Source organism: Bacillus sp. T17B1, assembly GCF_026796395.1.
Lineage (GTDB): Bacteria > Bacillota > Bacilli > Bacillales > Bacillaceae > Bacillus > Bacillus spizizenii_A.
This window is the reverse complement of sequence record NZ_JALAYA010000003.1, coordinates 46,864-72,411: the sequence shown is the minus strand read 5'-3', so window position 1 is coordinate 72,411 and position 25,548 is coordinate 46,864. Positions and strand designations below refer to the sequence as shown.

The following is a 25,548-nucleotide window of genomic DNA, read 5'->3' as shown; positions in this document are numbered from 1 at the left end:
GCGTTTTTTTTTGTTGTATGCGGGTAACAACGCTTGTCTTGTGCGGGAAAATTGTGTAAGATGTGGATAATGAAAAAAACCGTCATCGAAACGGTAATAATCGAGCGCGAAATACAATAACGTCACTGTTTCCGCGGCTTAATCGTTGATAAATTAACGTTTCGGCCATCGGGAATAGGATTCCGGCTTCACCATCGACAACCCAAACGCCATCGCTTCATGCGGCTGCGGTTCTTCTTTTAGAACAGCAACGAATACAGGTACGCCTGAAGAGTGCTAGGTACTACCCGATATTTTTCGAGATATTTCATCATCTCACCTGTCGGACGATTGCGTGATTGCATTCCATGAGTAACCGCAAGATTGTTCATGACGCTTTTCTTAGCGATAAACCATCGTTAAGGGAGGCGTTTTTATTATGACGTAAAATCAGAATCTACGAAAAATGAGAAGACAAAATCATTTTATTCGACACCTCCTGCACCTTTAGTTATGTTGTAATTGCAACATAATTGCGCTATATTTAACGTGAAACTATTATTGCATTTACAATAAAATGCGTGTTTGAGGAGTTGATGGGAGGGAGACTGTAGCAAAGGGAATTATCAAGAAAATTTAGCCAAAATGTATTAGTAGATCGAACAAAATACTTTTCCAACAGAGAAAGGAAAAACGTATTTCTATTTATAAATAGTAAGAGTTTAGAAAAGGACTGGAAATGTAGAAAAACACGAAAAAATTATTGAGGATATAAAGGAGCGACATTTTAAATGACGATAAATATAAGAAAGTGCAGCCGTGAAGATTTAAAAATACTCCAAGAACTTAGTATTGTAACTTTCAACGATACATTTAAAGATCAGAATTCACCTGAAAATATGAAAGCGTATCTGGAAAGTGCATTTAACGCTAAACAGTTGGAACAGGAATTATCCAATACGTCTTCACAGTTCTTTTTTGTTTATTTTCATCATGAAGTCGCTGGATATTTAAAGGTCAACACCGATGATGCTCAGTCTGAAGAAATGGGTGATGACTCACTTGAAATCGAGAGGATTTATATAAAGAGCAATTTTCAAAGACATGGGCTTGGCAAACATCTGCTGTGTAAAGCTATAGAGATTGCGCTGGAATGTAATAAGAAGAAAATTTGGCTAGGTGTATGGGAAAAAAATGAAAAGGCTATTGCGTTTTATAAGAAAATGGGGTTTGTTCAGACCGGTGCCCACTCTTTTTATATGGGTGATGAAGAACAAACGGACTTTATCATGGCCAAAACACTCATATAACTTTTTTCGAAGGGTGGATGATGATGTATATTCCAAAATATTTTAAGGTCAATAATACTGAAGACATTCGGAATTTTGTACAGGAAAACTCCTTTGGTACGGTTGTCACAACAGAACAAGGAAAACCAATTGCCACTCATTTGCCGCTAGGATTCAGTAAAAAAGGCGAACATTATTATATTACTGGGCATTTTGCTTATGGAAATTCTCAGTGGCGAACGTTTGAAGCCTGTGAAGATGTGCTTGTCATGTTTCAGGGGCCGCATGCTTATATTTCTTCTTCCTGGTATTCGCGCGAAAATGTTCCGACTTGGAATTACCAAGCTGTCCACATGTATGGAAAAGCAAGTATTTTAGAGAAAGATGAATTAGTACAAGAATTAACAATCATGCTGGAGAAATACGAAAAACATCGCGAAAATGCAGTTTTATGGGACAAACTGTCTCCAAAACTCTTAGAAAGTGAATTGAAAGGTATCGTTGGATTTAAGATTAAGGTGGAAGACATTCAAGCGGCATATAAATTAAGCCAAAACCGAAATGAAACGGATTATATGAACATCATTGATCAGTTGCAAAATGAAGAAAATGTAAATGCAAAACATATGGCAGACTTGATGGGAAATAAATTCAAAAAGAAAATATAGAGAATACTTTGAAGGAATCCTTCTTAGCAGGTACGCCTGAAGAAATAGCAGAAAACGCCAAATCAAGCGGCGAACCGCTGAATTGGCGTTTTTTATTTTTAATGCTTATCCCCATTAAAAATCGAATTCTTCACAATCACATAATCCACATTCCGGATCGCGTCAAGTTTTGTTCCGCCTGCATAAGAAATAGAAGATTGGAGATCCTGTTCCATTTCAATCAGCGTATCCTTGATTGAGCCTTTATGTGCCACGTGCATTTTCTTGCCTTCTACATTTTTCTTTTCGCCTTTTTGGAATTCAGAGGCTGAGCCGAAGTACTCTTTGTAGAGCTTTCCGTCTTTTTCGATCGTTTGGCCTGGTGATTCTTCGTGCCCGGCAAATAATGAACCAATCATGACCATCGTTGCTCCGAATCTGATTGATTTTGCGATGTCACCATGTGTACGGATGCCGCCATCCGCAATAATTGGTTTGCTGGCTGCTTTGGCACACCAGCGCAGCGCCGCTAATTGCCAGCCCCCTGTGCCGAAGCCGGTTTTGATTTTCGTAATGCATACTTTTCCGGGCCCGATGCCGACCTTAGTGGCATCCGCTCCCGCATTTTCAAGTTCTCTGACCGCTTCCGGCGTTCCGACATTGCCGGCAATGACAAAACTGTCCGGCAAATGTTTTTTGAGGTGCTGGATCATTTCAATGACAGCATTTGAGTGCCCGTGAGCAATGTCAATTGTCACGTATTCAGGAGTCAGATTTTCTTCTGCCAGCTGGCGGACAAATTCGTACTCCTCATCTTTGACGCCCACGCTGATAGAAGAGAATAATCCGCGTGCGTTCATGTCTTTAATAAAATCAATTCGTGTTTCAGGTTCAAATCGATGCATGACATAAAAGTAGCCATTTTCCGCTAATTGAATGGCTAGCTTTTCATCTATAATCGTCTGCATATTGGCAGGAACGACGGGCAATTTAAATGTACGTCCGCCTAAACGTACGGATGTATCACATTCTGAACGGCTATTTACAATGCATTTTGCAGGAATTAGCTGAATATCTTCGTAATCAAATACATTTTCCATCATTTTCACTCCTAAAAACGAATATTTAAAAGAATACTATATGAAACGTTCGCCTTCTATAATGTACTCTGTTTTATTTAGGATGTCAAACGTTTTTATTTTCTTACATGTATGTGCAAGTGCCGAAGCTTGTCATGCTCGGTGAGTTTGGGTATCATAGTCTTAACGAAAAGTCTTAGAGAGCGGATGAAAACGCGAATGATATACGTTCAGCAAAGCTTGGTCGTTCAGCACCAGGCTTTCTTTATGAGACGGACATGTGAAAGGAGCGAATGAGATGACGCAAAACGAAGGAAAAACACCGAAGTCCCAAAAGATCCAAGACCGCATTATCATGACAATGATCTGGATCGTCGCAGCCCTTGTGATTGCGCTGGTAATTGGAACTGCGATGAACTATCTAAATATCTTCAAATAAAAAAGGAGCTGTGTCGCTGACACAAACTCCTTTTTTTATTACTTATTTTCAAAAAGACTTGTTGAGTGAAGAGGCTGTACGCGGGCTTTCGGATCCATGTAAGCCTTGGCGTTGTTCACTGCTGTCGGAGCCTCGCCGAAGCCGCTTGCGATCAGGTTGACTTTTCCTTCGTATGTGCAAATGTCACCTGCTGCAAAGAAGCCTTCGATATTTGTTTCCATTGTTGATTTGACGACAATAGAATTTTTCTCGATGTCCAGACCCCAGTTTTTGATCGGGCCAAGAGATGAAACGAAACCGTAGTTGACGATTAAGTCATCGATTTCTAAAATCTCTTTGCGGTCGCCTTTGACTTCTTCAAGCACAAGCTGTTCAATTTTGTCTTCGCCGATCAGCTCCGCAGGGACGAATGGTGTTAGGACATTAACCTTCGACGCATGAAGGTTTTCCACACTATGCTCGTGCGCGCGGAACTTATCGCGGCGGTGAATGATGGATACTTCTTTTGCGATCGGCTCAAGCATAAGCGCCCAGTCAACCGCTGAATCTCCGCCTCCAAGAATCGCAACGCGTCTGCCGGCGAATTTTTGCAAATCGTCAACGAAGTAGTGAAGGTTTTTGCCTTCATACTGCTCGGCATTTTCAAGTTCCAGCTTTCTCGGTTTGAATGCGCCGTTTCCTGCAGTGATGATCACTGATTTGGAGTAGTGGATTTCTTCATTTGTCACAAGCTTAAACACGCCGTCCGCTTGTTTTTCAACAGATTCAACCGCTTGCTCCAGGCAAATGGCTTGATCGAATTTCGCCATTTGCTCTTTTAGGTTATTGATTAGCTCTTGTGCGCGGATTTTTGGGAAGCCCGCTACATCGTATATATATTTTTCAGGGTATAGGGCGCTAAGTTGTCCGCCGAGCTGAGGCAGGCTTTCGATAATTTTGACGCTTGCCTGTCTCATGCCTCCGTAAAAAGCGGTGAATAAGCCGACCGGTCCCCCGCCTATAATTGTAATATCATAAACCTTTGTATCCTCTCGCATACGAAAATTGCCTCCTAAATGAAAATTGTTATTAATTATACCATATTGCCGTTCAAATTGACGAGTCAGCAGAAAAAATGTAAGTGTATCGCGTGCGCATCCATTCTTGAAAATATTTCCGCAAGCCGATACGATGATAACCAAATGATTTGATCTTTTTCTGAATGTTTCTTGGGCCAGCCGGATAAATATAATAGTAGTGCTATGCGTGAGGACTTCACAAAAAACTTTTCAATATATTTCATAAAATCCCGCCAATAAGCTGAAGCTAACACAAATGATGATTTTATTATGCGTCTAACAAAAGCAAAAAAAAGAGAAGGTGGATGTGATGGCATTGAATAAGCCCAAAATCGTGATTTTAGGTGCTGGATATGGCGGATTGATGACGGTAACTAGGCTGACAAAGTTTGTCGGACCGAATGATGCTGATATTACGCTTGTGAATAAACACAATTATCATTATGAAACGACATGGATGCATGAAGCGAGCGCGGGTACGCTCCATCATGACCGCTGCCGTTATCAGATAAAAGATGTAATCAACCAGTCGCGGGTCAATTTTGTACAGGATACCGTAAAGGCAATCAAAATTGATGAGAAAAAAGTTGTGCTTGCGAATGGTGAGCTGCAGTACGATTATTTAGTCATCGGACTCGGCGCGGTGCCCGAAACGTTCGGTATTAAAGGTTTGAAAGAATATGCGTTTCCTATCGCCAACATCAACACGTCGCGTCTGCTGCGGGAACATATTGAGCTGCAGTTTGCGAGTTATCATACGGAAGCGGAAAAACGGCCGGACAGGTTAACGATCGTTGTAGGCGGAGCCGGATTTACGGGAATTGAATTTCTCGGCGAGCTGGCAGCCCGCGTGCCTGAGCTCTGCAAGGAGTATGACGTTGATAGGAGTCTCGTCCGCATTATTTGTGTAGAAGCAGCGCCGACCGTTTTGCCTGGCTTTGACCCTGAGCTTGTTGATTACGCCGTTCATTATCTGGAGGAAAATGGAGTTGAGTTTAAGATCGGCACGGCTGTACAAGAATGTACACCGGAAGGAGTCAGAGTCGGGAAAAAAGATGAAGAACCAGAGCAAATCAAATCGCAAACCGTAGTATGGGCGGCTGGTGTCCGAGGCCATCCGATTGTGGAGGAAGCCGGTTTTGAAAATATGCGCGGCCGGGTCAAAGTCAATCCTGACCTTCGCGCACCCGGACATGACAACGTCTTCATTCTCGGTGACAGCTCGCTATTTATGAATGAAGATACAGAGCGCCCGTATCCGCCGACTGCGCAAATTGCAATGCAGCAGGGAATAACGGTTGCCAAGAACCTTGGCAGGCTCATTAAAGGCGGAGAGCTTGAGCAATTCAAGCCGGACATTAAAGGAACGGTGGCTTCTCTTGGCGAGCATAACGCGGTAGGGGTCGTTTATGGCAGGAAGTTGAAAGGTACACCGGCTTCGTTTATGAAAAAAGTCATCGATAACCGTTCGCTGTTTTTGATCGGCGGACTCGGACTGACGCTGAAGAAAGGCAAGTTCAAGTTTTTCTAAAAACCCGCGAAAGCGGGTTTTCTTTATTAAAAAACGCTAAAATAAAAAGATAACGCGAGGAAAATGATTATATTTCCGCTTACATCAAAAGATTTGTCACATGATCTGACTTTATTGTTGACAGCTTGATATGATATATTATCAGAAAATTAAGAAAAAGGATGATGATCTGATGGAAACTGCAACGACAACTGCTTCACGTGCATGCCCATTTTGCTCAGGGAAAGGGTACTTTCAATTGATCCTCGGTGGTTCAGAAACTTGTCCGTCTTGCCAGGGGACAGGAAAAGACAATCATTCTTTTTCCAGCCGTTGACTTTATTTCAGCCCCCGCGTTACACTAAAAACATCGCAGGGGGTGGGATAGGTTGATTAGTCTGCCAGTCGTAATCATCTCAATTGTTTTGTTTTTTGTCTTGTTTTTTGGAATCGGTTTCTTATTAAACATGCTGCTGAGAATGTCTTGGATTATGGCTGTGATTTACCCGATTGTATGCCTTTTCATTATTAGCAAGGAAAAGCTGATCAGCTATATTCAGGCGCCGGGAGAATCCTTTGCCGGCCTGTTTCATCGTGTCGTATCATTAGCGGCTGCCGATGTGCTGATTTTAGCCAGTGGTTTGGCTGGCGCCATCGTGTCCGGTATAGCGATCAACATGCTCAGAAAAAGAGGATATCAAATGTTTTAAATGCCGCTTTCTTCTAAAAGAAAGCTTTTTTATGCTTTCTTCACATTCGCCATTTTGAATATTGCTCACTCCAATTGGGAACAATGATTCGGAGGAGAGGTGAATGATGTTGAATATGATCAGACGTTTGCTGATGACCTGTTTATTTCTGCTTGCATTTGGCACGACACTTTTATCAGTGTCAGGAATCGAAGCGAAGGACTTGTCAAAATGGGTGCAGGAGCATCAAGAAAAGCACTTGAAGCATGCAGGACTGACATTAAAAGCATTGCAGCAGAAAAAAACACAAACCATGTCAGCGGACAAGGAGATAACAAAACCGTTAGAAGAAGCATTTGACTGGGATGAGTATCCGGTCCAAAGAGTAACAGCAACAGGCTATACAGCAGGAGCTGAGTCGACGGGCAAAAATCCCGGTGATCCATTATACGGGCTTACATATTCAGGTGTGAAAGTGAAACGTGATTTATATTCCACGGTTGCTGCTGATCCATCCGTTTTCCCGATCGGAACAATTTTATTTATTCCGAACTACGGTCTCGGAGTTGTGGCCGATACAGGATCAGCCATTAAGGGAAACCGCCTTGATCTGTACTTTGAAACCGTCAAAGATGTGTACAATGAATGGGGCAAAAAAACCCTTGATGTATATGTGATTAAAAAGGGAACAGGAAAGGTGACCGAGGATGAGCTTGAGAAGCTCAATGAAACAAAAGCTTTGCAGGTGTTCAGAAATCAATATAAAACTGTGAAAGAATAAAACGCTCCAGCCACTGCTGGAGCGTTTTTTTACATGAAAAAGTAAGCGAGTATCAATGTCAGTAAAATACCTGTTAAGCCTCCGAAAAAAACCTCGATTGGCTGATGGCCGAGAAGCTCTTTCAGCTTTTTTTGCTTTTCTTTATTTTCGGCTTTTGGGAAGTCCTTTGCTTCATTTACGAGGCGGTTAAAATCAATGACAAGCTTATTGAGGACTGTCGCCTGCTCACCGGCATGGCGTCTGACACCAGTAGCGTCAAACATGGTAATAACGGCGAAAATGGCGGAAACCGCAAAGAGAGAGGAGCCTAATCCATGATCCAACGCTACGGCTGTAGAAAGTGCGGTGACCGCCGCGGAGTGAGAGCTTGGCATGCCGCCTGTGCTTGTGACCAGCGACCAGTCCAGTTTTCTGGACACGATAAACTGTATGGGCACTTTGATGACCTGAGCAAAAATAATTGCGGCCAGGCTTGATAATAAAGGGAAATTCGTTAAAAGTTCCATCGGCGACATCCTTTCTATTTTAAAAAATCCTTCGTGTTTCCAAAGAAAAAAGCAAGTCTTAGACTGTTGTTTGATAAAATAAGTGTATAGGAAAGAATGTTTTTCCTATTATACCATTATTCATTACAAATACCCATTACGTTAGGAGTGTAAGCCTTATGTTTTATGCGGTTCAGCAATTAGAGAATACAGAAACCCTTATAGTCGGGCTTTTTCAAAAAAGCCAGTTGACAGGCAAAGCATTGGAAATTGATGAAATGCTGGAAGGCCAACTGACACAGCTTTTAAAAGATGGTGATGTCTCTTCGAAACCGAATCAAGTATCAAAAGTATTCCCTCCATCTTCTGCGGGTATGAAACGGGTTTATTTTGTTGGTCTGGGGAGAGAAGCAAATTATTCGTTTGAACAGGCGAAAGAACGTTTTGCCCATGTTTTTCAAGCCATTCACAAAGACCGAAAACAAGAAGCAGCAGTCCTGCTTGACACGTTTTTGTCGGAAGACGTACCTCCAGCCGATGCCGCTCATGCTTTAGCTGAGAGCTGCATGCTTTCGTCCTATGAGGTGCAGGATTATAAGCACAAATCTAATGAGCCTGACAAACAAATTGAAGCTGTGTATGCCGTCACAGATGAAGATACACAAGAAGTGCAGGCGGGTCTTCGTGTCGGCCAGGCATACGGGCAAGGGGCAAATTCGGCTAGAACGCTTGTAAATATGCCGGGAAACATGCTGACAGCAACTGACCTTGCTTCTTATGCAAAAGAGCTTGCGGCGAAATATGATTTTGAGTGTGAGATTTTGGAGAAATCAGAGATGGAAGAGCTCGGTATGGGCGGAATACTTGCGGTAAACCAAGGCTCGACTGAACCCCCAAAAATGATTGTTTTGAAGTACCAGGGCAAAAAGGATTGGGAAGACGTCCTCGGACTTGTCGGAAAAGGAATTACCTTTGACACAGGCGGCTATTCCATTAAAACGAAATCTGCAATTGTTGGCATGAAATCTGATATGGGAGGAGCAGCTGCGGTTCTTGGTGCTATGGAAACCATCGGAGAGCTTCGTCCCGAGCAAAACGTGCTGGCTGTTATTCCGTCAACCGATAATATGATCTCCGGCGGGGCGATGAAGCCTGATGATGTCATCGTATCATTAAGCGGAAAAACAATTGAAATCCTCAATACGGATGCTGAAGGAAGGCTTGTGCTAGCAGATGGCATTACATACGCAAAACAGCATGGCGCGTCAGTTCTTGTTGATGTGGCTACGCTTACCGGCGGCGTCGTTGTGGCATTAGGAACTGAAACGACTGGCGCTATGACAAATGATCAAAGCTTTTATCAGCAGGTAGCTGATGCGGCACAAGAGTGCGGTGAGGCGATCTGGCAGCTGCCGATAACAGAGAAGGATAAAAAGCGAGTGAAAAGCAGCCAAATGGCGGATCTCAACAATTCGCCGGGACGTGAAGGACATGCGATTATGGCAGGAACGTTTCTTGGTGAATTTGCTGAAACAACGCCTTGGGTTCATCTTGATATTGCGGGCACAGCTACCTCCAATAAAGGAACCTGCTTCGGGCCGTCAGGGGCTACCGGCGTAATGGCCAGAACACTTGCAACACTTGCGGAACGATTTACATTGGAAGAAGATAAAAGCGAATAATGGTAAATCCCTGCTGCGGAATGCACGGGGATTTTTTCTTCTAAAATCTTTAGTTGACTAAAGTGCGTTGATTATGATAAGATACGTTCGTACTTTATTTATCTACTACATTAGCAAACTAAAGGATTCTTTGGAGGGTTATCATGAATGCAGTCGTCATCGCAGTGCTGCTTATGCTTGTTTTAAGCCTGCTGCGTGTCAATATCGTTATCGCATTAATCATAGGGGCACTGGCCGGCGGGTTAACAGGCGGACTCGGGCTTGGAGAAACGGTTAGAGCTTTTACGGACGGGCTCGGCGGAAATGCCACCGTTGCTGTTAGCTACGCCATGCTTGGCGCGTTTGCTGCGGCTTTAACGAAAACGGGCCTTCCGGACGCAATGGTGGAAGCCTCTGTTAAATTAATCGGAAATAAAGAAGACACCCGCAAAAAAGCACTGTCCAAAGTGCTGATCGTGTTTATTATTTTAATCATATCTTGTTTTTCGCAAAACGTGGTTCCGGTTCACATCGCATTTATCCCGGTGCTGATTCCGCCGCTTTTGAAAATCTTTAATGAACTTGAAATGGACCGCCGTCTGATCGCGTGTGTGATTACATTCGGTTTAACGGCACCTTATATTTTAGTGCCGGTTGGTTTCGGCCAAATCTTCCAGGGGATGCTAAAGGACAATATGGCGGATGCCGGATTAAACGTATCTCTCGGTGATATTCCTTATGCCTTAATGATTCCGGTTGCGGGTATGGTTGTAGGTCTGATTTTATCAATTATCGTATTTCGTAAACCGAAGACATACGAAACAAAAGAAATATCTGGTGCGAACGCTTCTCCATATACGAAAAAAAGCCTGGCGATCGCGGTGCTTGCCATCGCAGTGTCACTCGGCGTCCAGCTCTACTTATCTCAGACTTTGGGAGTAGAAGGGATGATTATGGGAGCGCTGGCAGGTCTGATTATCCTGTTTGTCAGCGGTGTGATGAAGCGTGATGAAGCGGACTCACTGATTACAGACGGAATGGTTTTAATGGCCTTTATCGGTTTTGTTATGCTCGTTGCAGCCGGATTTTCAAATGTGTTGACGAAAACCGGAGATGTCGAGTCAATGGTTAAAACAGCAGCTGGCATTATGGGGCACAGTCAGTTAGTGGGCGCATTGCTGATGCTTATTGTCGGTTTGTTCATTACGATGGGAATCGGATCTTCTTTTGCGACGATTCCAGTTATCACAACGATCTTTGTGCCTCTTTGCATGCAGCTCGGATTCAGTCCGATGGCAACGGTTGCGATTATCGGAGCGGCAGCTGCGCTTGGCGATGCCGGTTCACCTGCCAGCGACAGCACACTTGGACCGACTTCAGGTTTAAGTGCGGACGGCCAGCATCACCACATTTGGGATACTTGTGTGCCGACATTTTTATTTTATAATATCCCGCTTATCATCTTTGGCTGGATTGCGGCGCTTGTTTTATAGGAAAAAGGCTCCCCTTTACTGGGGAGCCTTTTCTCGCTTTGATAAAAAAACCGTCCAATAGAACGGTTTTTACGTGGACGATATGTGATTTCTGTTAAAGCCGGTTGCTTTTTGAATAGAGCGGTAGACCGCAGGTGCGATAAACGCCAGTATCACAGCCATCGCTGTGTCTTTTACTATAAACCAAGTCATAAAGCCCCACACCGTGCCGTAGCTCACTGGCGTATGAATCCACAGCTTCAGTGCAAGATACATATAGGTAGTCCCGATGATATACATGATAGCTGTTCCAATAAGAGAAGCAATCAGAAATCGGATTTTACTCGGCTGAATTTTGCGTTCTAAGAACCATCCAGCTGCAAATGCTGCAGGGATGTATGAGATAATAAACCCGCCGCTTTTTCCCGCAAACGGTGCGAAGCCCGCTGAAAATTGGGCAAACACAGGTGCTCCGGCCAATCCGACAAGTGCATATACAATCATGGCAATACCTGCTCGTTTGCTGCCGAGAAGCATGGCTGCCAAGAGACAGAAAAATGGCTGCATCGACAGCGGAATGCCGGCTACTTGTAAAAAGGGTGCCACTGATGTAATGTTGGCGCCGACAGCCATAAGTGCGGCGAACATGCCGATCAACGCCATATCTCCCGCACGAAGTTTCTGTTGTTTCATTGTTGTTCCCCCTTAGGTTTACATACACAATCATAGAGTAATAAAGAATGGGAGTATTGTCAACACGAACTGAAATCAGGTTAACAAAAAGGAGGGTTCTGTATGTATTTCGGAAAAACAAAACAATCCGATCAATCTGGGAGAGTCCCGCCGAACCAAAACGTCACAACCTCATTTCCTGTGCTTCATACGGGAAATGTACCGTATTATGAGGATATGGCCAAATGGAACCTTCAAGTATACGGATTGGTTGACCATCCGATGCTGCTAAGCTTTGAAGATGTCAAAGCCTTTCCTCAGTGCGAATCGAAAAATGACATCCATTGCGTTACTGGCTGGTCAAGGCTTGATAATGTGTGGCAAGGGGTGCGGGCTCGTGATCTAGCGGAAAAAGCGGGTGTCAAAGAAGAAGCGGGCTACGTCATTTTACATGCGGAAGAGGGCTGGACGACCAATCTGCCGCTTGAAGATTTTTTAGCTGAAACTTCACTTTTGGCTTATGCGCATAATGGAGCCCCTTTAACGCCTGAACACGGCTTTCCGCTGCGAGGCGTGTTTCCGCATCTATATTTTTGGAAAAGCGCCAAGTGGCTGCGCGGCATCCAATTTACGAAAGAGAATCACCCGGGTTTTTGGGAGCAGAACGGCTATCACATGAGAGGCGATCCTTGGCAAAATCAAAGGTTTACATGGGATTAAGGTTCTGTTTTGAGCGGGATCACTGCGTCTTTTGTAGGTTTCTTTTTCCATATTGATAGTCTTCAGGTACCTTATTTGGTGAAGGTGCCTTTTTTATTTAGGAAAAAGTTGACTTTCTCTGGAAGAAAACCTATTATTTGAGTTGTCTAGTTGATATTGAAAATCATTATCATATATTGTGATTTAGTTTTAGGAGAGGAATGTCGTACTGCATGAATGAGAAAACAGGGGCGAAAGGCGGGATACAAAACGCATTTACCATTCCTGGTACGGAAGTGCGTATGATGTCTTCGCGAAATGAAAACCGTGCCTATCACATTTTTATCTCGAAACCGAGTACGCCGCCGCCGCCCGCTGGTTATCCGGTTATTTATCTGCTGGATGCCAATTCTGTCTTCGGAACGATGGCGGAGGCCGTACGAATACAGGGGCGCCGTCCTGAAAAAACTGGGGTGATCCCTGCTGTGATTGTCGGCATTGGCTATGAGACAGCAGAACCGTTCTCCTCAGCGCGTCACCGAGATTTTACAATGCCGACAGCTCAATCGAAGCTGCCGAAAAGGCCCGACGGAAAAGATTGGCCGGAACATGGCGGAGCAGAGGGCTTTTTCAGATTTATTGAGGAGGATCTAAAACCGCAGATAGAACGAGATTACCAGATTGACAGAAAGAGACAAACGATTTTTGGGCACTCACTTGGCGGGCTGTTCGTGCTGCAGGTGCTGTTAACAAAGCCGGATGCGTTTCAAACCTATATCGCGGGAAGTCCGTCCATTCATTGGAATAAACCGTTTATTCTCGAGAAAGCGGACCATTTCGCCTCCCGCTTCAAGAAAAACAATCAGCCTATCAATCTCCTGATTGCGGCAGGAGAATTGGAGCAGCACCATAAAAGCCGGATGAACGATAATGCGAGGGAACTTCACGAGCGGCTGGCCGTTTTATCTAAACAAGGCTTACGAGCAGAATTTTGTGAGTTTTCAGGAGAAGGACATATTTCGGTTCTTCCTGTTTTGGTCAGCCGGGGGCTGCGTTTTGCGCTTCACCCTGACGGACCGCATATATCAATGGGCTGAGACATTCTCAGCCTTGCTTTTAAAAATAATATATTTGTCACTGAAATTATATTTGACTGTCACATGACATTTGGATATGATTATTTTTATAATTGATAATGATAATCATTATCAATTAATTGCGTTTTTCTTTTCAAGGCGCAGCAGTCTTTTTCGCTGGGTGTCAGTACGGCATCTGTAGCGAAGAAAGGAATTGATGACATGAATGCAATGGGGATAAAGGGCAAAATTGCTTTTATAACAGGGGCTGCCCAAGGGATAGGTGAATCTGTTGCGCGGAAGCTTGCCGATCAAGGCGCGCACATTGCGGCAGTTGATTATCATCCTGAAAAGCTGGAAAAGGTTGTGAGCAGCCTCAAAGCGGAAGGCAGCCATGCGGAAGCTTTTCCGGCAGATGTGAGAGACAGCGCGGCGATTAACGAGATCACGGCGCGTATCGAACGTGAAATGGGGCCGATCGATATTTTGGTGAATGCAGCGGGTGTTCTTCGCCCTGGACTGATCCATTCACTCAGCGATGAGGAATGGGAGGCCACGTTCTCAGTAAATTCGACTGGTGTATTTAACGCCTCGCGTTCAGTCAGCAAATATATGATGGACCGGAAATCGGGTTCGATTGTAACGGTCGGATCGAATGCTGCCGGTGTGCCAAGGACATCTATGGCGGCATATGCCTCTTCAAAGGCTGCGGCAGTGATGTTTACGAAATGCCTTGGCCTTGAGCTGGCAGAATATCATATTCGCTGCAATATTGTGTCACCCGGATCAACAGAAACAGATATGCAGTGGTCATTATGGGCCGATGAAAACGGAGCGGAGCAAGTCATAAAAGGTTCACTTGAGACATTTAAAACAGGGATCCCGCTCAAAAAACTGGCTCAGCCTTCGGATATTGCGAATGCCGTGCTCTTTTTGGTTTCAGGCCAAGCAGGACATATTACGATGCATAATTTATGCGTAGATGGCGGCGCGACCTTAGGCGTGTAACTCATTTTAAGGGAGGTTATAAGATGTTGGGACAAAACGTTATATCACAAACAAAAGCGGAGCATTTGCTTCATAAGTATCAGCCGGGGGCTTTTTTCTTAGCTTCTCCTCATCGTGTACTGTTAGCGAAAGGCAAATGTGAAATCGTAACGGAAGCATACGGACAAAACCAAATAGAAACCCTTTCTGGCCGTATTGCAGAGACGCTGAATCAAGCAAAGCAATCAGGGCAAAGCCGTCCGCTTGTTGTTGGAGCCGTTCCTTTTGACCAAGTAAAAGCAGCTCGGCTCATTGTTCCTGAAGAAGTGCACTGGTCAGGACCGCTTCAATTTGATCATGCGGAGAAGGAACAGCAGCCTGAGCATACATACCACATAGAACCTGTTCCTGCACCAGAGGGATATAAAAGTGGTGTCGAACAAGGACTGGCACGCATTGCCGATGGTACTCTCAGCAAGATCGTCCTGTCCAGATCGCTGCATTTGACTTCGTCTGAACCGATTCAGACGGATGAACTGCTTCGCCATCTGGCGCAGCATAACACACATGGCTACACGTTTGCCGCGGACGTGTCGTCTAGCGAAGCGGAAACGACTTCCCGCCGAACATTGCTCGGTGCAAGTCCGGAGCTTCTCATTTCAAGAATGGGAACCCAGGTCGTTTCTAATCCATTAGCCGGCTCAAGGCCCCGCAGTGCCGATCCTTGTGAAGACCAGCGCCGGGCTGATGAATTGCTTTCTTCCGCAAAGGATCTCCACGAACACGCAGTTGTAGCTGACGCAGTTTCGGCAGCGCTTAGGCCTTTTTGCCGGACGCTGGATGTTCCGGAAAAGCCTTCGCTGATCAAAACGGAGACGATGTGGCATTTGTCCAGCGTAATTAAGGGAGAGCTTTCTGATCCGTCTGTAACCTCACTGGAGTTAGCAGCGGCGCTCCACCCGACGCCGGCCGTCTGCGGAACACCGACTGATCTTGCCAGAGAAGCAATTCTCAGTATTGAACCGTTTGACCGCGGTTTTTTTACCGGTATGGTCGGCTGGTGTGACGATGCGGGTGACGGAGAATGGGTCGTGACGATCCGTTGCGCAGAGGCAGAAGAACGTTCACTCCGCCTGTATGCCGGAGCCGGTGTTGTTGCCGGATCAAAACCCGAGGACGAGCTTCAGGAGACATCCGCGAAGTTTCGGACAATGCTGCGGGCACTGGGCGTGAGTCACATATGATCAGAATGAATTGCTGGAGGGATACAACATGTTGAATGGATTTACGCCTTGGCCTGATAAGGTAGCTGAGACATATCGGAAGAACGGCTGCTGGGCCGGCGAGACGTTTGGAGATTTGTTAAGGGACCGGGCTGCCAAACATGGCGATCGCATCGCTATTACATGCGGAAACACCCATTGGAGCTATCAAGAGCTGGACACAAGAGCTGATCGTCTGGCTGCCGGATTTCAGAAGCTCGGCATTCAACAGATGGATCGTGTCGTGGTGCAGCTGCCGAATATCGCAGAGTTTTTTGAAGTCATTTTCGCGCTTTTCCGTCTGGGGGCGCTCCCGGTCTTCGCACTGCCTTCTCATCGAAGCAGTGAAATTACATATTTTTGCGAGTTTGCTGAAGCGGCTGCTTATATTATTCCCGACTCTTATTCCGGTTTTGACTACCGTTCACTTGCCAGACAGGTGCAAAGCAAACTGCCGACTTTGAAGCACGTCATTGTCGCAGGGAAGGCAGAGGGATTTTTGCCGCTGGAGGATTTGCATACAGAACCTGTAAAACTGCCTGAAGTCAACTCTTCTGATGTGGCGTTCCTTCAGCTTTCTGGAGGAAGCACCGGTTTATCAAAACTGATCCCGCGGACTCACGATGACTACATATACAGTTTGCGGCGGAGTGCAGAAGTTTGCTGGCTCGATCACAGAACGGTGTACTTGGCAGCATTGCCGATGGCGCACAATTACCCGCTGAGCTCGCCTGGGGTTCTCGGCGTGTTATACGCCGGAGGAAGAGTGGTACTATCTCCTTCACCAAGTCCTGATGACGCATTTCCTTTGATTGAACGGGAGCAAGTCACAATTACCGCTCTTGTTCCGCCCCTTGCAATGGTATGGATGGATGCGGCATCTTCACGCGATGACGATCTTTCCAGTCTTCAAGTGCTGCAGGTCGGCGGCGCCAAATTCAGTGCTGAAGCTGCGCGCAAGGTGAAAGCTGTTTTCGGCTGCACGCTGCAGCAAGTGTTCGGGATGGCAGAGGGTCTCGTCAATTATACAAGGCTGGATGACCCTGAGGAGGTGATTATCAACACCCAAGGAAAACCGATGTCCCCATATGATGAAGTACGTGTTTGGGATGACCAGGATCGTGATGTAAAACCTGGTGAAACAGGGCATCTGCTGACACGGGGGCCGTACACGATTCGGGGTTACTATAAATCAGAAGAGCATAATGCTGCTTCATTTACTGAGGACGGTTTTTACCGCACAGGTGATATCGTCAGGCTGACATCAGACGGCTATATTGTCGTTGAAGGCAGGGCGAAGGACCAAATTAACCGCGGGGGAGAAAAAGTGGCGGCTGAAGAGGTAGAAAATCATCTGCTGGCGCATCCGGAAGTTCATGATGCGGCAATGGTCTCCATGCCTGACCCATTTCTTGGCGAAAGATCTTGTGTGTTCATTATTCCCGGGGATGAAGCCCCGAAAGCCGCAGCGCTCAAAGCGTTTTTGAGAGAACGCGGACTGGCTGCATACAAGATCCCCGATCGTATTGAGTTTGTTAAGTCCTTTCCGCAGACAGGGGTAGGAAAAGTCAGCAAAAAAGCGCTTCGTGAAGCCATTACCGAGAAGCTTCTTGCAGGATCAAAAAAATAAAACAAACAATGATTTGAGAGGGAGTGTTCAAATGGCTATACCTGCCATTCAGCCGTATCAAATGCCGACAGCGTCTGATATGCCGCAAAACAAAGTGTCATGGGTGCCTGATCCAAATCGGGCAGTCCTGTTAATCCACGATATGCAAAACTATTTTGTAGATGCCTTTACAGCGGGAGCGTCTCCGGTCACAGAGCTTTCAGCGAATATACGGAAGCTGAAGGATCTATGTACCAAGCTTGGGATACCCGTCGTCTATACTGCGCAACCGGGAAGTCAAAATCCGGAAGACCGAGCGTTACTGACAGACTTTTGGGGTCCGGGATTAAACAGCGGCCCTTATGAGGAGAAAATTATAACCGAACTGGCACCGGAAGATGATGATCTCGTGCTGACAAAATGGAGATACAGCGCATTTAAGAGAACGAATTTGCTTGAGATTATGCGCAAAGAGGGGCGCGATCAGCTGATCATTTCCGGGATTTACGCCCATATTGGCTGTCTCGTTACAGCATGTGAAGCATTTATGGAGGATATCGAAGCATTTTTTGTGGGAGATGCAGTTGCAGATTTTTCATTAGAAAAACATCAAATGGCACTGGATTATGCGGCTGGGCGCTGCGCGTTTACCGTGATGACTGACAGTCTTCTCGATCAGCTGAAGAATGCGCCTGCACCTGTTCAGAAAACGTCAGTGAAGACTGGTAAAGCAGTGTTTACATGCGAGAAGATCCGTAAACAAATCGCTGAGCTTCTTCAAGAAACACCTGAAGATATTGCAGATCAAGAGGATTTGCTCGACCGTGGGCTTGATTCGGTAAGGATCATGACATTAGTAGAACAATGGCGCCGTGAAGGAGCCGAGGTGACATTCGTGGAGCTGGCTGAACGCCCGTCGATCGAAGAATGGCAGAAACTGCTCACAACCCGCAGCCAGCAAGTCCTGCCAAACGCGGATTATTTATAAAAGGAGGATAAACAAACGGATGCCTGATACAAAAGACCTTCAATATTCTTTGACCGGCGCGCAAACCGGCATATGGTTTGCTCAGCAGCTAGATCCGGACAATCCAATCTACAATACAGCGGAATATATAGAAATCAATGGACCAATCAATATTGCTCTTTTTGAAGAAGCTTTGCAGCACGTGGTAAAGGAAGCAGATTCGCTGCATGTCCGCTTCAGTGAAAATATGGACGGGCCTTGGCAGATGGTAAACCCGTCTCCAGAAGTACAGCTGCACGTCATTGACGTCAGCTCTGAACCTGATCCGGAAAAAACAGCATTAAACTGGATGAAAGCAGATTTGGCAAAGCCGGTCGATTTAGGACATGATCCTTTGTTCAATGAAGCTCTGTTTATAGCCGGGCCTGATCGTTTCTTTTGGTATCAGCGCATTCACCATATTGCGATTGACGGCTTCGGCTTCTCCCTGATTGCCCAGCGTGTGGCAAATACGTATGCCGCGCTGATGAAAGGACAATCAGCTACAGATCGTTCCTTTGGGTCGCTCCAGGCCATTTTGGAGGAAGATGCAGATTATCGCGCATCAGAGCAGTATGAGAAGGATCGCCAATTCTGGCTGGATCGTTTTGCAGATGGACCTGAGGTTGTGAGTTTGGCTGATCGGGCGCCAAGAACATCTAACCGTTTTCTTCGCCATACGGCGTACCTGCCTCTATCTGATGTGAACGCATTGAAAGAATCGGCGCGCTTTTTCTCAGGAAGCTGGCATGAAGTCGTGATTGCGGTGTCAGCTGTTTATGTGCATCGGATGACCGGTTCTAGGGATGTTGTGCTCGGTCTGCCCATGATGGGACGGATAGGGTCTGCATCATTGAATGTGCCGGCTATGGTGATGAACCTTCTCCCGCTCCGGCTGTCTGTAAGCTCTTCAATGAGCTTTTCTGAACTTATTCAGCAAATTTCCCGGGAAATCCGCAGTATTCGGCGGCATCATAGGTATCGCCATGAAGAGCTTCGGCGTGATCTGAAATTGATAGGAGAAAACCATAGATTATTTGGCCCGCAAATCAACCTCATGCCGTTTGATTACGGTCTTGACTTTGCCGGGGCCCGAGGAACAACGCATAACCTTTCAGCCGGTCCTGTCGATGATCTATCAATCAATGTATATGACAGAACGGACGGAAGCGGGCTGCGGATTGATGTAGATGCGAATCCTGAGGTATACAGTGAGTCTGATAGTAAACTACATCAGCAGCGGATCTTACAGCTGCTACAAACGGCTTCTGCCGGGGAGGATATGCTGATTGGGCAAATGGAGCTTCTATTGCCAGAGGAGAAAAAACAAGTCATTCATGAATGGAATGAGACGGCCAAATTTGAAAAACTGTTCAGCCTTCAGGACATGTTTGAGAAGCAGGCAATCCTTACACCTGAACGTATCGCTCTCATATGTGATGACGTTCAAGTAAACTATCAAGAGCTAAATGAAAAGGCAAACCGCCTCGCGCATCTGTTGATCGAAAAGGGGCTTGGTCCGGAGCAATTTGTCGCTTTGGCGCTGCCGCGTTCTCCAGAGATGGTGGCTTCGATGCTTGCTGTACTAAAGACTGGTGCGGCGTATCTTCCGCTTGACTCGGAGTTTCCGGCCGACCGAATTTCTTACATGCTCGAGGACGCGAAACCTTCATACATCATAACGACTGAGGAAATAGCAGCCCGTCTGCCTGATGACCTGTCTATTCCGCAGCTTGTGCTTGATCAGACTGTGACGCAGGAGGCTGTAAAACATTATTCGCCTGACAATCCCAATGTATCGGTTTCTCTTGCCCATCCTGCGTATATCATCTATACCTCAGGGTCAACAGGAAGGCCGAAGGGTGTTGTTGTTACGCTGAAAAGCTTGAGCAATTTTCTGCTGTCCATGCAGGAGGCATTTTCTCTAGGAGAAGAAGACAGGCTGTTGGCTGTGACGACTGTCGCTTTTGATATTTCGGCATTGGAGTTATATCTTCCGCTTATCAGCGGGGCGCAAATCGTGATCGCAAAGAAAGAAACGATCCGTGAGCCGCAAGAATTAGCCCAAATGATTGAATATTTCGATATCAATATTATGCAGGCGACACCGACACTATGGCATGCTCTGGTGACGAATGAACCTGAGACACTTCGGGGGCTCAGAGTGCTAGTTGGAGGCGAGGCGCTGCCGAGCGGCCTTTTGCAGGCGCTTCAAAAGCTTCATTGTTCAGTCACGAATTTATATGGGCCTACTGAAACAACGATTTGGTCTGCAGCAGCTTTTCTGGAAGAAGGGCTGAAGGGCGTTCCGCCAATTGGCAAACCGATTTGGAATACGCAGGTATATGTGCTTGATAACGGTTTGCAGCCGGTGCCGCCGGGAGTTGTCGGAGAGCTTTATATTGCAGGAACCGGCTTGGCTAGAGGTTATTTCCACCGCCCTGATTTAACGGCTGAGCGTTTTGTTGCAGATCCATACGGACCACCGGGGGCTCGGATGTATCGGACTGGAGATCAGGCTCGCTGGCGCGCTGATGGGACTTTGGAGTATATCGGACGGGCGGATCATCAAATTAAAATTCGAGGCTTCCGAATTGAACTTGGAGAAATTGATGCCGTGCTTGCTAAGCATCCGGACATTGAACAGGCTGCGGTTATTGTTCGGGAAGATCAGCCGGGAGACAAACGATTGGTGGCGTATGTAGTCCTTGCTTCAGCTATTGATACTGTCGAGCTTCGCCGTTATGTGGGTGCCAGTCTGCCTGATTATATGGTGCCGGCAGCATTTGTGGAGATGGATGAACTGCCATTAACACCTAATAGCAAACTCGATCGGAAAGCACTGCCGGCGCCTGATTTTAGCAAATCTGTCAGCGGTCGGGGGCCGAGGACTCCGCAGGAAGAGATATTGTGTGACTTGTTTGCTGAGGTTCTCGGTTTGGCACGTGTCGGCATCGATGACAGTTTCTTCGAGCTGGGCGGTCACTCGCTTCTTGCATCCCGTTTGATGAGCCGCATTCGCGAGGTAATGGGAGCCGAACTCGGTCTCGCGAATCTATTTGATGAACCGACAGTAGCCGGACTCGCTGCCCACCTTCATCAGGCGCAGAGTACACGCCCTGCATTGCAGAGAGCTGAGCGGCCTGAAAGAATTCCGCTTTCTTTTGCCCAACGCCGGCTATGGTTCCTCCATTGTCTTGAAGGGCCTAGTCCTACTTATAATATTCCGGTTGCTGTCCGTCTGTCGGGTGAGCTTGACCAAGGAGTGCTGCAAGCGGCACTTTATGATCTCGTCTGCCGCCATGAAAGCCTTCGGACGATTTTTCCTGAATCACAGGGGACATCGTATCAGCATATTTTAGACGCGGTTCAAGCAAGGCCTGTTTTACATGTTACAGAAATTGCTGAGAAGGAGCTTTCTGAGCGGTTTGCTGAAGCTGTGCGCTACAGTTTTGATCTTGCAGCTGAACCTGCTTTTCGTGCGGAACTTTTTGTCATCGGCCCTGACGAGTACGTGCTGCTTCTCCTCGTGCATCATATTGTCGGGGACGGCTGGTCCTTAACGCCGCTGACCCGCGACCTTGGGGCGGCTTATGCGGCTCGCTGTCACGGAAAAGCTCCCGAATGGGCGCCCCTTACTGTGCAATATGCAGACTATGCGCTTTGGCAGCAAGAACTGCTTGGAAGCGGGGATGATCCAAATAGTTTGATTGCCGGACAGCTTGCTTTCTGGAAAGAAACCTTGGAGAATCTGCCTGATCAGCTTGAACTGCCAACCGATTATTCACGTCCGGCTGAACCGAGTCATAATGGGGATACGATTCATTTCCGCATTGAGCCTGAGATGCACAAGCGATTGCAGGATCTGGCTCGCGCAAATAGAGTGAGCCTGTTTATGGTGCTTCAATCCGGTCTCGCAGCTTTATTGACAAGACTCGGGGCGGGCACTGATATTCCGATCGGCAGCCCGATCGCGGGGCGGAATGATGATGCGCTAGGCGATCTTGTGGGCCTGTTTATCAATACATTGGTGCTCAGAACCGATACATCCGGTGACCCAAGCTTCCGTGAGCTTCTTGACAGAGTGCGGGAAGTGAATTTGGCAGCCTATGAAAATCAGGATCTGCCGTTTGAGAGACTCGTAGAGGTGCTCAATCCGGCTCGTTCGCGTGCGACGCATCCTTTATTCCAAATCATGTTTGCATTCCAAAACACACCGGACGCTGAACTGAATTTTCCTGAAATGGAAAGCTACCTGCGGATCCACAGTGTCGGTTCCGCCAAGTTTGATTTGACGCTGGAAATCAGTGAAAATCGTCTTGCTGACGGGACTCCAAACGGATTGGAAGGACTGCTCGAGTACAGCACTGATCTTTTCAAGCAGGCAACTGCTCAGGCTCTTGCTGACCGTCTGATGCGCCTGCTGGAGGCTGCAGAATCTGATCCTGACCAGCGAATTGGAAATTTGGACATCCTTGCACCAGAGGAGCGCAGCAGCATGGTGACAGATTGGCAATGTGTTTCTGAAAAGATTCCGCATGCATGTTTGCCGGAGCAGTTTGAGAAGCAGGCTGCTTTAAGTCCTGATGCCATTGCCGTTGTTTGTGAAGATCAGTCACTGAGCTATGCAGAGCTGAATGAAAGAGCAAATCGGCTTGCCCGAATGCTGATCAGCGAAGGAGTCGGACCGGAGAAATTTGTGGCCTTGGCACTGCCTCGGTCATTGGAAATGGCTGTCGGGCTATTAGCGGTGCTGAAAGCCGGCGCGGCTTATCTGCCTCTCGATCCTGACTATCCGGCTGACCGTATCGCTTTTATGCTGGAAGATGCGAGGCCTGCGTTTATCATGACGAACACAAAAGCTGCAGAGAACATTCCGCCAGCTGAAAACGTGCCGAGAATCGTGTTGAATGATCCCGAAATGGCAGAGAAACTAAACACATACCCAGCTGAGAATCCGAGCAATGCGGATAGAATTCAGCCGCTTTCTCCTTTGAATACAGCGTATGTCATTTATACATCAGGCTCAACGGGCGTTCCAAAAGGTGTGATGATTCCTCACCAAAACGTAACGCGTTTATTTGCAGCGACTGAACACTGGTTCCATTTTAGCTCAGACGATATCTGGACCATGTTCCATTCCTATGCGTTTGACTTTTCGGTGTGGGAGATGTGGGGGCCTCTGCTGCATGGCGGACGTCTTGTGATCGTGCCTTATCACATCAGCAGATCGCCAGAAGCGTTTCTGCGCCTGCTGGTAAAAGAGGGTGTGACCGTTCTGAATCAGACACCATCTGCTTTCTATCAGTTCATGCAGGCGGAACGGGAGCAGCCGGATCTCGGTCAAGCACTCAGTTTGCGTTATGTCATTTTTGGCGGAGAAGCGCTTGAACTCAGCCGTTTAGAGGATTGGTATAACCGCCACCCTGAACATAGACCGCAGCTTATCAATATGTATGGTATTACAGAAACGACTGTGCATGTAAGCTATATCGAATTAAACCGAAGCATGGCAGCATTACGGGCAAACAGCTTAATCGGCTGCGGCATTCCCGATCTTGGCGTTTATGTGCTGGATGAGCGCTTGCAGCCGGTCCCGCCGGGTGTTGCTGGAGAGCTGTATGTATCAGGGGCGGGGTTGGCACGAGGCTATTTAGGCCGGGCTGGATTAACAGCGGAACGCTTCATAGCTGATCCGTTCGGTCCTCCGGGTACCCGAATGTATCGCACTGGGGATGTGGCCCGCCTCCGTGCTGACGGCTCTCTTGACTATGTTGGCCGTGCCGATCACCAAGTGAAAATCCGGGGCTTCCGAATTGAACTGGGAGAAATTGAAGCGGCGCTAGTTCAGCATTCGCAGCTTGAAGATGCGGCAGTAATTGTGCGTGAGGATCAGCCGGGAGATAAACGTTTGGCAGCTTATGTCATACCTTCTTCGGAAGACACAATTGATAAGGCGGAACTGCGCAAATATGCTGCAGAGAGACTGCCAGATTACATGGTGCCTTCTGCTTTTGTAACGATGAAAGAATTGCCGTTGACACCGAATGGAAAGCTTGACCGTAAAGCACTGCCCGCACCGGATTTCGCAGCGGCAGTGACAGGACGAGGACCGAGAACGCCACAGGAAGAAATCCTCTGTGACCTGTTTATGGAGGTGCTTCACTTGCCGCGTGTCGGCATTGATGACCGTTTCTTTGATTTAGGCGGACATTCCCTGCTTGCTGTACAGCTGATGAGCCGCATTCGCGAAGCACTAGGCGTAGAACTCAGCATCGGAAACCTATTCGAAGCGCCGACTGTAGCAGGACTTGCAGAAAGACTTGAGATGGGCTCAAGCCAAAGCGCACTCGACGTTCTGCTGCCGCTCCGAACAGGCGGAGACAAGCTTCCTTTGTTCTGTGTTCATCCGGCAGGCGGACTTAGCTGGTGCTATGCCGGTTTGATGACGAACATAGGAACAGATTATCCGATCTACGGCTTGCAGGCACGGGGAATCGGGCAGCGGGAAGAGCTTCCGAAAACACTTGACGACATGGCTGCCGACTACATTGTTCAAATCAGAACAATCCAGCCGAGAGGACCGTACCATCTCCTAGGCTGGTCTCTGGGCGGGAATGTCGTTCAAGCGATGGCAACCCAGCTGCAAAATCAAGGAGAAGAAGTATCCCTATTGGTGATGCTGGACGCCTATCCGAACCACTTCCTTCCTATAAAAAAGGCGCCAGATGATGAGGAAGCGCTTATTGCCCTTCTGGCGTTAGGCGGGTACGACCCAGATAGCCTAGGGGACAAACCGCTTGATTTCGAAACAGCAATTGAGATTCTTCGCCGTGACGGCAGCGCGCTTGCAAGCCTGGATGAATCAGTCATTTTCAATCTGAAGAATACGTATGTCAATTCTGTCGGTATTTTAGGCTCATATAAACCGAAAACCTTCCGCGGAAATGTCTTGTTTTTCAGATCAACAATCATACCTGAATGGTTTGATCCGATTGAACCGGATTCGTGGAAGCCTTATATTAGCGGACAAATTGAAGAAATCGACATTGACTGCCGCCATAAAGATCTTTGTCAGCCGGAACCGCTCGCTCAAATCGGCAAGGTTCTCGCTATCAAACTGGAAGAGATGAATAAATAAGGGGGAA

The 25,548-nt window shown here is 46.9% G+C and carries 20 protein-coding genes and 1 pseudogene; 17 read left to right on the top strand and 4 right to left on the bottom strand.

Annotation, left to right across the window (positions count from 1 at the left end; genetic code table 11):
- Positions 1 to 184 precede the first annotated feature (184 nt).
- The 3 genes and pseudogenes from MOF34_RS02385 to MOF34_RS02375 all read left to right on the top strand — a co-directional run.
- Positions 185 to 280 (top strand): annotated as a pseudogene (locus MOF34_RS02385) (iron-sulfur cluster assembly accessory protein); the annotation flags it as partial.
- Between the two features lie 490 nt (positions 281 to 770).
- A complete protein-coding gene (locus tag MOF34_RS02380; RefSeq protein ID WP_268398308.1) occupies positions 771 to 1,289 on the top strand; it encodes a GNAT family N-acetyltransferase in 519 nt (172 codons plus the stop codon).
- Between the two features lie 23 nt (positions 1,290 to 1,312).
- Positions 1,313 to 1,936, top strand: a complete 624-nt coding sequence (locus tag MOF34_RS02375; RefSeq protein WP_268398306.1) for an FMN-binding negative transcriptional regulator — start codon at positions 1,313 to 1,315, stop codon at positions 1,934 to 1,936.
- Positions 1,937 to 2,034: 98 nt separating this feature from the next.
- Here the strand turns inward: MOF34_RS02375 and guaC are convergent, their stop codons facing one another.
- The gene (gene guaC, locus MOF34_RS02370) at positions 2,035 to 3,015 is read right to left on the bottom strand and encodes a GMP reductase (protein WP_268398304.1); all 981 of its coding nucleotides are present in this window, start codon (positions 3,013 to 3,015) and stop codon (positions 2,035 to 2,037) included.
- A 277-nt stretch (positions 3,016 to 3,292) separates the two neighbouring features.
- Between guaC and MOF34_RS02365 the strand changes: the two genes are divergently transcribed.
- The gene (locus MOF34_RS02365; RefSeq protein WP_019715591.1) at positions 3,293 to 3,433 is read left to right on the top strand and encodes a hypothetical protein; all 141 of its coding nucleotides are present in this window, start codon (positions 3,293 to 3,295) and stop codon (positions 3,431 to 3,433) included.
- Between the two features lie 38 nt (positions 3,434 to 3,471).
- On the opposite strand, the gene yumC is transcribed toward MOF34_RS02365, so the two are convergent.
- Positions 3,472 to 4,470, bottom strand: a complete 999-nt coding sequence (gene yumC, locus MOF34_RS02360; RefSeq protein WP_268398302.1) for a ferredoxin--NADP reductase 2 — start codon at positions 4,468 to 4,470, stop codon at positions 3,472 to 3,474.
- A 331-nt stretch (positions 4,471 to 4,801) separates the two neighbouring features.
- On the opposite strand from yumC, the gene MOF34_RS02355 reads away from it, so the two are divergent.
- The 4 genes from MOF34_RS02355 (at position 4,802) to spsC (ending at position 7,471) form a co-directional block, all read left to right on the top strand.
- Positions 4,802 to 6,022 carry an NAD(P)/FAD-dependent oxidoreductase gene (locus MOF34_RS02355; RefSeq protein ID WP_268398301.1) on the top strand — a complete coding sequence of 407 codons (1,221 nt, stop codon included), beginning with the start codon at positions 4,802 to 4,804 and terminating at the stop codon, positions 6,020 to 6,022.
- A 172-nt stretch (positions 6,023 to 6,194) separates the two neighbouring features.
- Positions 6,195 to 6,338, top strand: coding sequence for a YuiA family protein (locus MOF34_RS02350; RefSeq protein ID WP_268398300.1), 144 nt, complete (start codon positions 6,195 to 6,197; stop codon positions 6,336 to 6,338).
- A 52-nt stretch (positions 6,339 to 6,390) separates the two neighbouring features.
- A complete protein-coding gene (locus tag MOF34_RS02345) occupies positions 6,391 to 6,711 on the top strand; it encodes a YuiB family protein (RefSeq protein WP_003220624.1) in 321 nt (106 codons plus the stop codon).
- Between the two features lie 103 nt (positions 6,712 to 6,814).
- On the top strand, positions 6,815 to 7,471 hold the full coding sequence (spsC, locus tag MOF34_RS02340; RefSeq protein WP_268398298.1) for a stationary phase survival protein SpsC: 657 nt from the start codon (positions 6,815 to 6,817) through the stop codon (positions 7,469 to 7,471).
- Positions 7,472 to 7,500: 29 nt separating this feature from the next.
- On the opposite strand, the gene MOF34_RS02335 is transcribed toward spsC, so the two are convergent.
- On the bottom strand, positions 7,501 to 7,977 hold the full coding sequence (locus MOF34_RS02335) for a divergent PAP2 family protein (RefSeq protein ID WP_268398296.1): 477 nt from the start codon (positions 7,975 to 7,977) through the stop codon (positions 7,501 to 7,503).
- 158 nt (positions 7,978 to 8,135) lie between these two features.
- Between MOF34_RS02335 and MOF34_RS02330 the strand changes: the two genes are divergently transcribed.
- Both MOF34_RS02330 and MOF34_RS02325 read left to right on the top strand, forming a co-directional pair.
- Positions 8,136 to 9,638, top strand: a complete 1,503-nt coding sequence (locus MOF34_RS02330; protein ID WP_268398295.1) for a leucyl aminopeptidase — start codon at positions 8,136 to 8,138, stop codon at positions 9,636 to 9,638.
- Between the two features lie 143 nt (positions 9,639 to 9,781).
- Positions 9,782 to 11,110, top strand: coding sequence for a Na+/H+ antiporter NhaC family protein (locus tag MOF34_RS02325; RefSeq protein ID WP_268398293.1), 1,329 nt, complete (start codon positions 9,782 to 9,784; stop codon positions 11,108 to 11,110).
- Positions 11,111 to 11,179: 69 nt separating this feature from the next.
- Here MOF34_RS02325 and MOF34_RS02320 read toward each other — a convergent pair whose 3' ends face one another.
- Positions 11,180 to 11,782 carry a biotin transporter BioY gene (locus tag MOF34_RS02320; RefSeq protein WP_019715584.1) on the bottom strand — a complete coding sequence of 201 codons (603 nt, stop codon included), beginning with the start codon at positions 11,780 to 11,782 and terminating at the stop codon, positions 11,180 to 11,182.
- A gap of 102 nt (positions 11,783 to 11,884) precedes the next feature.
- On the opposite strand from MOF34_RS02320, the gene MOF34_RS02315 reads away from it, so the two are divergent.
- The 7 genes from MOF34_RS02315 to MOF34_RS02285 all read left to right on the top strand — a co-directional run bounded on the left by MOF34_RS02315 (position 11,885) and on the right by MOF34_RS02285 (position 25,541).
- Entirely contained in the window at positions 11,885 to 12,481 is a 597-nt protein-coding gene (locus tag MOF34_RS02315) for a sulfite oxidase-like oxidoreductase (RefSeq protein ID WP_268398291.1), read from the top strand.
- Positions 12,482 to 12,693: 212 nt separating this feature from the next.
- The gene (besA, locus tag MOF34_RS02310; protein WP_268398289.1) at positions 12,694 to 13,557 is read left to right on the top strand and encodes a ferri-bacillibactin esterase BesA; all 864 of its coding nucleotides are present in this window, start codon (positions 12,694 to 12,696) and stop codon (positions 13,555 to 13,557) included.
- Between the two features lie 201 nt (positions 13,558 to 13,758).
- Positions 13,759 to 14,544, top strand: a complete 786-nt coding sequence (locus tag MOF34_RS02305; RefSeq protein ID WP_268398288.1) for a 2,3-dihydro-2,3-dihydroxybenzoate dehydrogenase — start codon at positions 13,759 to 13,761, stop codon at positions 14,542 to 14,544.
- A 23-nt stretch (positions 14,545 to 14,567) separates the two neighbouring features.
- Positions 14,568 to 15,767: an isochorismate synthase DhbC gene (gene dhbC, locus MOF34_RS02300; RefSeq protein ID WP_268398286.1), complete on the top strand. Its 1,200-nt coding sequence runs from the start codon at positions 14,568 to 14,570 to the stop codon at positions 15,765 to 15,767.
- A gap of 28 nt (positions 15,768 to 15,795) precedes the next feature.
- A complete protein-coding gene (locus MOF34_RS02295; protein WP_268398284.1) occupies positions 15,796 to 17,415 on the top strand; it encodes a (2,3-dihydroxybenzoyl)adenylate synthase in 1,620 nt (539 codons plus the stop codon).
- Positions 17,416 to 17,446: 31 nt separating this feature from the next.
- Complete coding sequence (locus MOF34_RS02290; protein ID WP_268398283.1) at positions 17,447 to 18,382, top strand: isochorismatase; 936 nt, start codon at positions 17,447 to 17,449, stop codon at positions 18,380 to 18,382.
- Positions 18,383 to 18,401: 19 nt separating this feature from the next.
- Positions 18,402 to 25,541 (top strand): non-ribosomal peptide synthetase, encoded by a 7,140-nt coding sequence (locus MOF34_RS02285; protein WP_268398282.1) that lies wholly within the window; start codon positions 18,402 to 18,404, stop codon positions 25,539 to 25,541.
- Positions 25,542 to 25,548 lie beyond the last annotated feature (7 nt).

Excerpts from the sequence above, each read along its gene's own strand:
- MOF34_RS02325 (WP_268398293.1), top strand. The coding sequence starts at position 9,782 with ATGAATGCAGTCGTCATCGCAGTGCTGCTTATGCTTGTTTTAAGCCTG.
- MOF34_RS02365 (WP_019715591.1), top strand. The coding sequence starts at position 3,293 with ATGACGCAAAACGAAGGAAAAACACCGAAGTCCCAAAAGATCCAAGAC.
- MOF34_RS02290 (WP_268398283.1), top strand. The coding sequence starts at position 17,447 with ATGGCTATACCTGCCATTCAGCCGTATCAAATGCCGACAGCGTCTGAT.
- besA (WP_268398289.1), top strand. The coding sequence starts at position 12,694 with ATGAATGAGAAAACAGGGGCGAAAGGCGGGATACAAAACGCATTTACC.
- MOF34_RS02355 (WP_268398301.1), top strand. The coding sequence starts at position 4,802 with ATGGCATTGAATAAGCCCAAAATCGTGATTTTAGGTGCTGGATATGGC.
- MOF34_RS02330 (WP_268398295.1), top strand. The coding sequence starts at position 8,136 with ATGTTTTATGCGGTTCAGCAATTAGAGAATACAGAAACCCTTATAGTC.
- MOF34_RS02320 (WP_019715584.1), bottom strand. The coding sequence starts at position 11,782 with ATGAAACAACAGAAACTTCGTGCGGGAGATATGGCGTTGATCGGCATG.
- MOF34_RS02380 (WP_268398308.1), top strand. The coding sequence starts at position 771 with ATGACGATAAATATAAGAAAGTGCAGCCGTGAAGATTTAAAAATACTC.
- dhbC (WP_268398286.1), top strand. The coding sequence starts at position 14,568 with ATGTTGGGACAAAACGTTATATCACAAACAAAAGCGGAGCATTTGCTT.
- guaC (WP_268398304.1), bottom strand. The coding sequence starts at position 3,015 with ATGGAAAATGTATTTGATTACGAAGATATTCAGCTAATTCCTGCAAAA.
- MOF34_RS02285 (WP_268398282.1), top strand. The coding sequence starts at position 18,402 with ATGCCTGATACAAAAGACCTTCAATATTCTTTGACCGGCGCGCAAACC.
- yumC (WP_268398302.1), bottom strand. The coding sequence starts at position 4,470 with ATGCGAGAGGATACAAAGGTTTATGATATTACAATTATAGGCGGGGGA.
- MOF34_RS02350 (WP_268398300.1), top strand. The coding sequence starts at position 6,195 with ATGGAAACTGCAACGACAACTGCTTCACGTGCATGCCCATTTTGCTCA.
- MOF34_RS02375 (WP_268398306.1), top strand. The coding sequence starts at position 1,313 with ATGTATATTCCAAAATATTTTAAGGTCAATAATACTGAAGACATTCGG.
- MOF34_RS02295 (WP_268398284.1), top strand. The coding sequence starts at position 15,796 with ATGTTGAATGGATTTACGCCTTGGCCTGATAAGGTAGCTGAGACATAT.
- MOF34_RS02335 (WP_268398296.1), bottom strand. The coding sequence starts at position 7,977 with ATGGAACTTTTAACGAATTTCCCTTTATTATCAAGCCTGGCCGCAATT.
- spsC (WP_268398298.1), top strand. The coding sequence starts at position 6,815 with ATGATGTTGAATATGATCAGACGTTTGCTGATGACCTGTTTATTTCTG.
- MOF34_RS02305 (WP_268398288.1), top strand. The coding sequence starts at position 13,759 with ATGAATGCAATGGGGATAAAGGGCAAAATTGCTTTTATAACAGGGGCT.
- MOF34_RS02315 (WP_268398291.1), top strand. The coding sequence starts at position 11,885 with ATGTATTTCGGAAAAACAAAACAATCCGATCAATCTGGGAGAGTCCCG.